This window comes from Pseudomonas sp. EMN2 (assembly GCF_009650555.1).
Classification (GTDB): domain Bacteria; phylum Pseudomonadota; class Gammaproteobacteria; order Pseudomonadales; family Pseudomonadaceae; genus Aquipseudomonas; species Aquipseudomonas sichuanensis.
The window spans coordinates 1-9,338 of the sequence record NZ_VZZR01000064.1; the positions used below are offsets into that span (position 1 = coordinate 1).

Genomic DNA, 9,338 nt, shown 5'->3' on the forward strand with positions numbered 1-9,338 from the left:
GGCAACTGCCTGGATAATGCTGCGATGGAGAGCTTTTTTGGCACGTTGAAATCAGAGTTTTTCTATCTGAGGCGGTTTCAAAGCGTGGAAGAACTGAAAGCGGGTCTGGACGAGTACATCCGCTACTACAACCATGACCGCATAAAGCAGAAACTAAACGGCCTGAGCCCTGTCGAGTACAGGGCCCAGGCCGCTAGCTAATCTGTCCAACTTTTTGGGGGCAGTCCATCTAACAGCAAAGCTGTCGTGGGAGCGGGCTTGCCCCGCGATGTTGGCTTAGCGCTTGGCCAGGGCCAGCGCCTGCTGGTTCTTGGGCAGGACGCGCTTGGCCACGACGTAATGCTTCTGCCAGTAAGGCTTCTCCAGGCTGTCGATGCTCACCCGTTTGCCGGTGCGCGGCGCGTGGATGAAGCGGTCGTTACCCAGGTAGATGGCCACATGATTGACCCGGCGGCTCTTGATGTTGAAGAAAATCAGGTCGCCTGGCTTGAGGTCGCTCTTGGCCACCTTCACACCTTGGCCCTGGGCCATGGCGTTGGAGGTGCGCGGCAGGTCGACGTCTGCCACGTCGTTGAAGGCGTACTTCACCAGGCCGCTGCAGTCGAAGCCCTTCTTCGGGCTGCTGCCGCCCCAGCGGTACGGGGTGCCGAGCACGTTCACGGCGCGGCTGAGCACTTCGCTGCTCTGCTTGGGCGACATGGCCACGGCCTGCAGCGCCTGGCGCTGGGTGGCGCTGCTCGGGCGGGCACTGAGAGTGGTGGCCTTGCGGTACTGCACAGGTGCGCGTTTCACCGAGCTGTCGGCATTGCTCGTGTAACCGGTGAAACCGTTTGGAAGACGTTGCTCACGATTGGTGGCGTGGGCGGCCAGGGGTAATAAAAGGCAGAGGGTCAGCCATGTCTTGATGAAAGGCGGCATAGTTGATGCTCTTATAGGGTGTTGGCGCGCAACTTTATAACAGCTTTTTGATCAAATTCTGATCCGTTGGTCGATTGGCCACGTACCATATGTCGGGTCAACACGGAAAAGTCACATTTTCCGTTAGAAAATTTTCAGCTAACCCACGAGGGCTTCGAATGAATGGTTATCAACAGGGCGTGCCCGCGCACGACACCCACAGCAAGGTCCTCGGCTACCTGTTGTGGATTTTCGGCTTCACCGGCGCGCACCGTTTCTACTACGGCAAGCCGATCACCGGGACGATCTGGTTCTTCACCCTGGGGCTGCTGGGGATTGGCTGGCTGATCGACCTGTTCCTGATCCCGTCGATGGATCGCGAGGCGGATCTGCGCTTCGAGTCCGGCGGTGTGGACTACAACCTGGCGTGGATCTTCCTGACCTTTCTTGGGGTGTTCGGTGTACACCGCCTGTATCAGGGCAAATGGATCAGTGCACTGATCTACCTGTTTACCGGCGGCCTGTTCCTGCTGGGTGTGCTGTACGACTTCTGGACACTCAACAGCCAGGTTTCCCAGGTAAACGCCGAGCGTCGCCGGGTATGAAAAAAGGCCTTGTCGCGGTGAGCGGCAAGGCCTTTTTCGTTACTGACGGCGTTGCTGCAACAGCAGGTTGCTGAAGCCTGCCCCGGCCAGTTGCTTCTGCGCCACGGTGAGCTGTTCGCGGTTGCTGAACGGGCCGACCATCACGCGGTACCAGGTTTCTTCTTTCACCGTCCCTGATTCCACCTTGACCGCCTGGCCCAGCAGAATGATCTGCGCGCGGACCTTGTCGGCATCCGCCTGCTTGCGGAACGAGCCGGCCTGCAGGAAGAACTGGGTGGTCGGTGCCGGCTTGATCACAGGTGGTGCCGGTGGAGGCGTTTGCCCCATCAGCGCGGCCTGCGCACGGGCGGTGTCGATCTTCGCCGCTTCCGCCGGGGTGACCGGCGTGGTTGGCACGGCCGGCACCGGCGGCGTCTTCTCGGGCACCGCTTCCGGCGGCACGATTACTTCCGACTCCGGCAGCAGGGTGTAGAAGTCGTACTTCGGCTTCACCGGTTGCTGCGGTGTAGGTGCGGTCGTTTTGCTCGCCTCGGCGACCTTCTCCGGCTTCTGCTGTTCGGGTTTGGTGCGCTTGATGTCGCCGCCACCCGGTTCGAGTTTCATCAGGAACACGATGAAGGCGCCGACGGTCAGGCCGACCGCCAGCCACACCCAACCCGGGATCGGCTGCTTGGCGGCGGGCTGGTGGCGGCTGGCGCCGCGCTTGGGCGCGGGCTTTTTCTTTGCAGCAGCCAAGTTACATACGCTCCAGGGTTTCCAGGCCGAGCAGCTCAAGGCCCTGCTTGAGGGTGCGGCCGGTCAGGGCTGCCAGGCGCAGACGGCTCTGTTGCTGCTCCGGGGTCTCGGCGGCGAGGATCGGGCAGTTCTCGTAGAAGCTGGAGAACAGGCCGGCGAGGTCGTACAGGTAGCTGCACAGTACGTGCGGGGTGCCTTTGTCGGCGACGTTGTTGAGAATCTCGCCGAACTGCGCCAGGCGCGCGGCCAGGTCCTGCTCATGGGCGGCCTGCAGCACGATCTTGCCGTCCACCTCGTCGAAGCCCTTGCCGAGCTTGCGGAACACGCCGGCCACACGGGTGTAGGCGTACAGCAGGTAGGGCGCGGTGTTGCCTTCGAAGTTGAGCATCAGCTCGAAGTTGAAGCTGTAGTCGCTGGTGCGGTGCTTGGACAGGTCGGCGTATTTCACGGCGCCGATACCCACCACTTCACCGATCTTGCGCAGCTCGTCCTCGGCCAGGCTCGGGTTTTTCTCCTTGACCAGCGCGTAGGCGCGCTCCTTGGCCTCGTTGAGCAGGTCGATCAGCTTCACGGTGCCGCCGTCACGGGTCTTGAACGGACGGCCGTCGGCGCCGTTCATGGTGCCGAAGCCCATGTGCTCCATCTGCATCGGGTGGCCGACGAAGCCTGCGCGGCGGGCCACTTCGAACACCTGGTTGAAGTGCAGGGCCTGGCGCTGGTCGACGAAGTACAGGGCGCGGTCAGCCTGAAGCTTGTTGCTGCGGTAGCGTACGGCGGCCAGGTCGGTGGTGGCGTACAGGTACCCGCCGTCGGCCTTCTGCACGATCACTGGCAGCGGGTCGCCCTCGGCGTTCTTGAATTCGTCGAGGAACACGCACTGGGCGCCCTGGTTCTCCACCAGCAGGCCCTTGGCCTTGAGGTCGGCGACCACATTCGCCAGGTCGTCGTTGTAGGCGCTCTCGCCCATCACGTCGGCCATGGTCAGCTTGACGTTGAGCAGTTCGTAGGTTTTCTGGCAGTGGGACAGCGAGATGTCCTTGAAGCGCGTCCACAGCGCCAGGCACTCGGGGTCGCCGGCCTGCAGCTTGACCACCAGGCCGCGGGCGCGGGTGGCGAACTCCTCGGACTCGTCGAAGCGCTTCTTGGCCGCGCGGTAGAAGTTCTCCAGGTCCGACAGCTCGTCGCTGGTGATCGGGTTTTCCTGCAGGTAGGCCATCAGCATGCCGAACTGGGTGCCCCAGTCGCCGACGTGGTTCTGGCGGATGACGTTGTCGCCGAGGAACTCCAGCACGCGGGCGACGCTGTCGCCGATGATGGTCGAGCGCAGGTGGCCGACGTGCATCTCCTTGGCCAGGTTCGGCGCCGACATGTCGATCACCACTTTCTCCAGCGGGCCGGCCTTGCGCACGCCCAGGTGGTCGTCGGCCAGGGCGGCGTCGAGGCGGTTGGCCAAGGCGTCGGTGTTCTGGAAGAAGTTCAGGAAGCCGGGGCCGGCAATCTCGGCCTTGCTGATGTCGGCGCTGGCCGGCAGGGCTGCAATGATTTTCTCAGCCAGGTCGCGCGGTTTCATGCCGGCCGGCTTGGCCAGCATCATGGCGATGTTGCTGGCGAAGTCGCCGTGGGTCTTGTCCCGGGCGTTTTCCACCTGGATCGCCGGCGTCAGCCCTTCAGGCAGCACACCGTCGGTGACGAGTTGGGTGAGGGCTTGCTGGATCAGCTGGCGAATGGTGTCTTTCATGGGGATCTCTTTTCGACCGCAAGCGCGGTGGGGCGCTTCGATGCGCAGGTGGAAAAACTGGGCATTATCCGTTGCCGGGGGCGGGTTGCCAACCTTTTGGCCGGTATCGTTGGTCAGGCGTGGGAGCGGGCTTGCCCCGCGATGGGCTCAATCGCGGGGCAAGCCCGCTCCCACGGACCGCTTGAACTCTCAGTACAGGTCCACCGGGTCGACATCCAGCGACCAGCGCACTTGCCGCCCCGAAGGCATCTGCTCCAACACTAGCAACCAGGCACTGATCAGTCGATGCAACTGAGCCCGGGCATTGGCCTGGAGCAACAGTTGCGCGCGGAATCGCCCCGCTCGTCGCTCCATGGGCGCGGGCACCGGGCCCAGCAGCTCGATGCCATGCAGGCCCTGTTCGGCCAGCACGCGCTCGGCGGCGGCGCAGGCTTCGTCGAGGAAGCCTTCGGCCTGGCCGGGCTTGTGCGCATCGGCGCGCAGCAGGGCCAGGTGGGCGAACGGCGGCAGGCCGGCGGCGCGGCGCTCGCTCAGGGCCTGTTCGGCAAAGGCGAAGTAGCCCTGTTCGGTCAGTTGCACCAGCAACGGATGGTCGGCCAGGTGGGTCTGCACGATAACCTTGCCCGGCTCTTCGGCGCGCCCGGCGCGGCCCGCCACCTGCACGATCAGCTGGGCCATGCGCTCGCTGGCGCGGAAGTCGCCGGAGAACAGCCCGCCGTCGGCATCGAGGATCGCCACCAGGGTCACCCGCGGGAAGTGGTGCCCCTTGGCCAGCATCTGGGTGCCGACCAGGATGCTCGGCTGGCCGCGCTGGATGGTGGTGAACAGGTTGTGCATGGCGTCCTTGCGCGAGGTGCTGTCGCGGTCCACGCGCAGGATCGGGTAGTCGGGGAACAGCACCTTCAGGCGTTCTTCGGCACGTTCGGTGCCGGCACCTACCGGGCGCAGGTCGACGTGGGCGCATTGCGGGCATTGCAGCGGCAGGCGCTCGTCATAACCGCAGTGGTGGCAGCGCAGCACGGCCGAGCGCTGGTGCACGGTCATGCGCGCGTCGCAGCGCGGGCATTCCGAAAGCCAGCCGCAGTCGTGGCACAGCAGGGTTGGGGCGAAGCCGCGGCGGTTGAGGAACACCAGCACTTGTTGGCCGGCCTCCAGGGTCTGGCGAATCGCTTGCTGCAGCGGGCCGCTGATGCCGCTGTCCAGTGGCAGGCTGCGCACGTCCAGGCGCATGAAGCGCGGTGCGCGGGCACCGCCGGCACGCTGGTTCATGCGCAGCAGGCCGTAGCGGCCGCTGTGGGCGTTGTGCAGGCTCTCCAGCGACGGGGTGGCCGAGCCCAGCAGGATCGGGATGTTCTCCTGGTGCGCGCGCACCACCGCCAGGTCGCGGGCGTGGTAGCGCAGGCCTTCCTGCTGTTTATAGGAGCCGTCGTGCTCCTCGTCGATGATGATCAGCCCCGGGTTCTTCATCGGCGTGAACAGCGCCGAACGGGTGCCGATGATGATGTCCGCCTCGCCATCGCGGGCCGCCAGCCAGGCGTCCAGGCGCTCGCGGTCGCCCACTGCCGAGTGCAGCAGGGCGATGCGTGCGTTGAAGCGTTGCTCGAAGCGCTGCAAGGTCTGCGGGCCGAGATTGATCTCGGGGATCAGGATCAGCGCCTGTTTGCCGGCCTCCAGGGTTTCGCGGATCAGTTGCAGGTAGACCTCGGTCTTGCCGCTACCGGTGACGCCGGCCAGCAGGAACGCGTGGAAGGCGCCGAAGCCTGAACGCACGGCCTCGAAGGCGGCGCGCTGTTCTTCGTTGAGCGGCAGCTCCGGCTGGGCCAGCCAGTGCTCGTGACGGGCCTGTGGCAGGTGCCGGCGGGTTTCGACCTCGACCAGCTCCTTGGCCAGCAGCAGATCGAGGCTGTCCTTGTTCAGGCCGAGCTTGCTCAGCAGGCTGTGAGCCACACCGTGCGGGTGCTGCGACAGCGTCTTCAGGGCTTCGCGCTGGCGCGGCGCGCGGGCAATGCGCGGGTCTTCAAGGCGTGCCCCGGCGGCGACATGCCAGAAGCGCTCCTGGCGCACTTCGGCCGGCTCGCCCTGGCGCAACAGGGTGGGCAGCGCCCAGTTCAGGGTGTCGCCCAGGCTGTGCTGGTAGTACTGCGCCGTCCACAGGCACAGCTTGAACAGCGCCGGCGGCAGGGGCGAAACCGGGTCGAGCAGGGCGCTGGCGGGTTTGAGCTTGTCCGCCGGCACTTCACTTTTGTCGGCTACCTCCACCAGCACACCGATCATTTCCCGGCGGCCGAACGGCACGCGAATGCGCATGCCGGGGGTCAGCGTCTGGCGAGCCATGCTTGCGGTGGCCCGGTAGTCGAACAGGCGACGCAGGGGCGAGGGCAGGGCAAGGCGCAGGATGACGTCGGACACGCGGAAGGTCTCTGGAGGGCGTTTCACAAATCAGGCGAGCCTAGCAGACGACGGTCGGTGCAAGCGACAACTTGCGCTGGCGTCGCGCTCTGGTATTATTCGCCGCCTAATTACGTGCGGTATTCAACAATAGGTGTTGGGTGGCGGCACGCAGCTCGAGGAAGTGACCATGAAAGCAGATATTCATCCGAACTACGAAGTAGTTGCAGTCACCTGCAGCTGCGGCAACAAATTCGAAACCCGTTCGACCCTGGCCAAGCCGCTGGCGATCGACGTGTGCTCCCAGTGCCACCCGTTCTACACTGGCAAGCAGAAAGTCCTGGACACCGGTGGTCGCGTACAGAAGTTCGCCGATCGCTTCGGCATGTTCGGTGCCAAGAAGTAAGATGCGCATGGCGAAGCCTTCGGGGTTCGCACTGTTGCAGAAGAAGGCGTCCCTTGTGGGCGCCTTTTTTGTGGGCGCGATTTGGCATTTCCCGGCCCTGGCTTTCTGCCCGTTGCCGGACAGGCCGCAGCAGGTGGCGGTGCGCCATGTGGTCGATGGCGATACCGTTCGCCTGGTTGATGGCCGCAGTGTTCGCCTGATTGGTATCAATGCCCCGGAAGTCGCAGGTAAAGGGCGGCCCAGCGAGCCCTATGCCGACGCGGCCAAGCGCCGCCTGCAGGCGTTGATCAAGGCCAGCGATGGCCGGGTCGGGCTGGTGCCCGGGGTTGAGGGCAAAGACAAGTACGGGCGCACCCTGGCGCATATCTACAGCCGTTCTGGCAACAATCTTGAAGCACAACTGCTCAGCGAGGGCTTGGCCTACCGCATTGCATTTGCGCCGAATACACGCCTTGCCGGGTGTCAGCAGCAAGCTGAACAGGCAGCGCGCAAGGCGCGTCTGGGGCTCTGGCGGCAATCGCCGGTGCTGCGTGCACGGGATGTGCGCCAATCCGGTTTTGCGCTGATCAGCGGCAAAATCAATGGCATCGAGCGCAATAGCGGCGGTGTCTGGCTGGAGTTGGACAACAGCGTGGTGGTGCGGGTCCCCGCCCGTCTGCAGCGCAACTTCCCCGCCAGCTTCTTCGCTAACCTCAAGGGACGCCAGGTCGAAGCGCGTGGCTGGGTGCTGGATCGTTCCCGCAAGGGAGGGCTCAAGCCCGGGCAGCGACGCTGGGTGTTGCCATTGACCGATCCGAGTATGTTGCAGCCTGCCTCTGGCTAAATAGTTGTAGACAGTTTGCTATTGGATTGTACACACTAGGCTTTCGCAAGCCCCGTGGGTTATAGCGTAAAGTCGTAGGCCAAAGGCCTTGACACTAGTGACCGGGCAGTCTTGTCGCCCCCCGGCACTTTGCGTATCCTCGGCGGTCCGTCAGAACAGTAAATAGCGGAATGCCCATCATGTCAGACCTGAAAACCGCCGCTCTCGAATACCACGCCCAGCCCCGTCCGGGGAAACTGAGCGTCGAGCTCTCCAAGCCCACCGCCACTGCCCGTGACCTCGCCCTGGCCTACAGCCCAGGCGTCGCCGAACCGGTGCGCGAGATTGGTCGTGATCCAGAGCTGGCCTACAAATACACCGGCAAGGGCAACCTGGTTGCGGTGATTTCCGACGGTACCGCGATCCTCGGTCTGGGTGACCTGGGCCCGCTGGCCTCGAAGCCGGTCATGGAAGGCAAGGGTGTTCTGTTCAAGCGTTTCGCCGGTATCGACGTGTTCGACATCGAAGTCGAATCGGAAAGCCCACAGGCCTTCATCGACACCATTCGCCGCATCTCCATCACCTTCGGTGGCATCAACCTCGAAGACATCAAGGCACCTGAGTGCTTCGAGATCGAGCGCACCCTGATCGAACAGTGCGACATCCCGGTGTTCCACGATGACCAGCACGGCACCGCGATCGTTACCGCGGCCGGCATGATCAACGCCCTGGAAATCGCCGGTAAAAAGCTCGAAGACGCCAAGATCGTCTGCCTGGGCGCCGGCGCTGCCGCCATCTCCTGCATGAAACTGCTGGTGAGCATGGGCGCCAAGGTCGAGAACATCTTCATGATCGACCGCAGCGGCGTGATCCACGCCGGCCGTGACGACCTGAACCAGTACAAGGCCCAGTTCGCCCACGCTACCGACAAGCGTACCCTGGCTGACGCCCTGGACGGTGCCGACGTGTTCGTTGGCCTGTCCGGCCCGAACCTGCTGAGCGCAGAAGGCCTGAAGTCGATGGCGGCCAACCCGATCGTGTTCGCCTGCTCGAACCCAGATCCAGAGATCTCCCCGGAGCTGGCTCACGCCACCCGCAGCGACGTGATCATGGCCACCGGTCGTTCCGACTACCCGAACCAGGTCAACAACGTACTGGGCTTCCCGTTCATCTTCCGCGGTGCCCTGGACGTTCGCGCCAAGCGCATCAACGAAGAAATGAAGATCGCCGCCGCCGTCGCCCTGAAGGACCTGGCCAAGCTGCCGGTGCCGAAGGAAGTCTGCGACGCCTACGGCGTACAGGCACTGGAATTCGGCCGTGAGTACATCATCCCGAAACCACTGGATGCACGCCTGATCACCGTCGTTTCCGATGCCGTGGCCAAGGCCGCCATCGAGTCCGGCGTGGCGACCCTGCCGTATCCGAAGCACTACCCGCTGAAAAGCGTGGATGACGTGTTCAACGGCTGATCCAGCCGTAGCGTCATGAAAAAGCCCCGGCTCGTGAGAGTCGGGGCTTTTTTTGTTTGACTAGACACTTATCAACCTTTCAAGGGGCCGCGCGCAGGCATCGGGCTCTTTTCTATATCAAGTTCAGTGGGTCAGACGGATCGCTCTGGGCATCGAGCATGGCGAAGATTTCGTCGGAGGTGACCACCTTGATCTCCGGCACCCTCGAGGCACGCTCCGTCGGCGCCATGGCCAATGGCTCGACACGGGTGTTGCCGACCTGCGCCTGCCACCGCGCCAAGGCTTCGGCCAGTTGCGG

General features: G+C 63.9%; 10 protein-coding genes. 5 read left to right on the plus strand and 5 right to left on the minus strand.

What is annotated here, in order from left to right:
- Window positions 1-201, plus strand: a 201-nt coding sequence (locus F6X61_RS19025; protein ID WP_153787924.1) for an IS3 family transposase, incomplete at its 5' end; no start/stop codon positions are given.
- A 75-nt stretch (window positions 202-276) separates the two neighbouring features.
- Here F6X61_RS19025 and F6X61_RS19030 read toward each other — a convergent pair.
- On the minus strand, window positions 277-918 hold the full coding sequence (locus F6X61_RS19030; protein ID WP_153787925.1) for a C40 family peptidase: 642 nt from the start codon (window positions 916-918) through the stop codon (window positions 277-279).
- A 158-nt stretch (window positions 919-1,076) separates the two neighbouring features.
- On the opposite strand from F6X61_RS19030, the gene F6X61_RS19035 reads away from it, so the two are divergent.
- A complete protein-coding gene (locus F6X61_RS19035; RefSeq protein ID WP_153787926.1) occupies window positions 1,077-1,502 on the plus strand; it encodes a TM2 domain-containing protein in 426 nt (141 codons plus the stop codon).
- A 39-nt stretch (window positions 1,503-1,541) separates the two neighbouring features.
- Here F6X61_RS19035 and F6X61_RS19040 read toward each other — a convergent pair whose 3' ends face one another.
- The 3 genes from F6X61_RS19040 to F6X61_RS19050 all read right to left on the minus strand — a co-directional run bounded on the left by F6X61_RS19040 (window position 1,542) and on the right by F6X61_RS19050 (window position 6,384).
- Window positions 1,542-2,237: an SPOR domain-containing protein gene (locus F6X61_RS19040; RefSeq protein WP_153787927.1), complete on the minus strand. Its 696-nt coding sequence runs from the start codon at window positions 2,235-2,237 to the stop codon at window positions 1,542-1,544.
- Window position 2,238: 1 nt separating this feature from the next.
- Complete coding sequence (gene argS, locus F6X61_RS19045; protein WP_153787928.1) at window positions 2,239-3,975, minus strand: arginine--tRNA ligase; 1,737 nt, start codon at window positions 3,973-3,975, stop codon at window positions 2,239-2,241.
- 189 nt (window positions 3,976-4,164) lie between these two features.
- Window positions 4,165-6,384, minus strand: a complete 2,220-nt coding sequence (locus tag F6X61_RS19050) for a primosomal protein N' (RefSeq protein WP_153787929.1) — start codon at window positions 6,382-6,384, stop codon at window positions 4,165-4,167.
- A 169-nt stretch (window positions 6,385-6,553) separates the two neighbouring features.
- Here F6X61_RS19050 and rpmE point away from each other — a divergent pair, with 169 nt between their 5' ends.
- From rpmE to F6X61_RS19065, 3 genes are all read left to right on the plus strand, one after another.
- Window positions 6,554-6,769: a 50S ribosomal protein L31 gene (gene rpmE / locus F6X61_RS19055; RefSeq protein ID WP_125465915.1), complete on the plus strand. Its 216-nt coding sequence runs from the start codon at window positions 6,554-6,556 to the stop codon at window positions 6,767-6,769.
- Window position 6,770: 1 nt separating this feature from the next.
- Window positions 6,771-7,592, plus strand: coding sequence for a thermonuclease family protein (locus tag F6X61_RS19060; protein ID WP_153787930.1), 822 nt, complete (start codon window positions 6,771-6,773; stop codon window positions 7,590-7,592).
- Window positions 7,593-7,771: 179 nt separating this feature from the next.
- Complete coding sequence (locus tag F6X61_RS19065) at window positions 7,772-9,040, plus strand: malic enzyme-like NAD(P)-binding protein (protein WP_153787931.1); 1,269 nt, start codon at window positions 7,772-7,774, stop codon at window positions 9,038-9,040.
- A gap of 112 nt (window positions 9,041-9,152) precedes the next feature.
- Here F6X61_RS19065 and F6X61_RS27025 read toward each other — a convergent pair.
- The coding region (locus tag F6X61_RS27025; protein WP_178125850.1) for a hypothetical protein at window positions 9,153-9,338 on the minus strand (186 nt) is incomplete at its 5' end.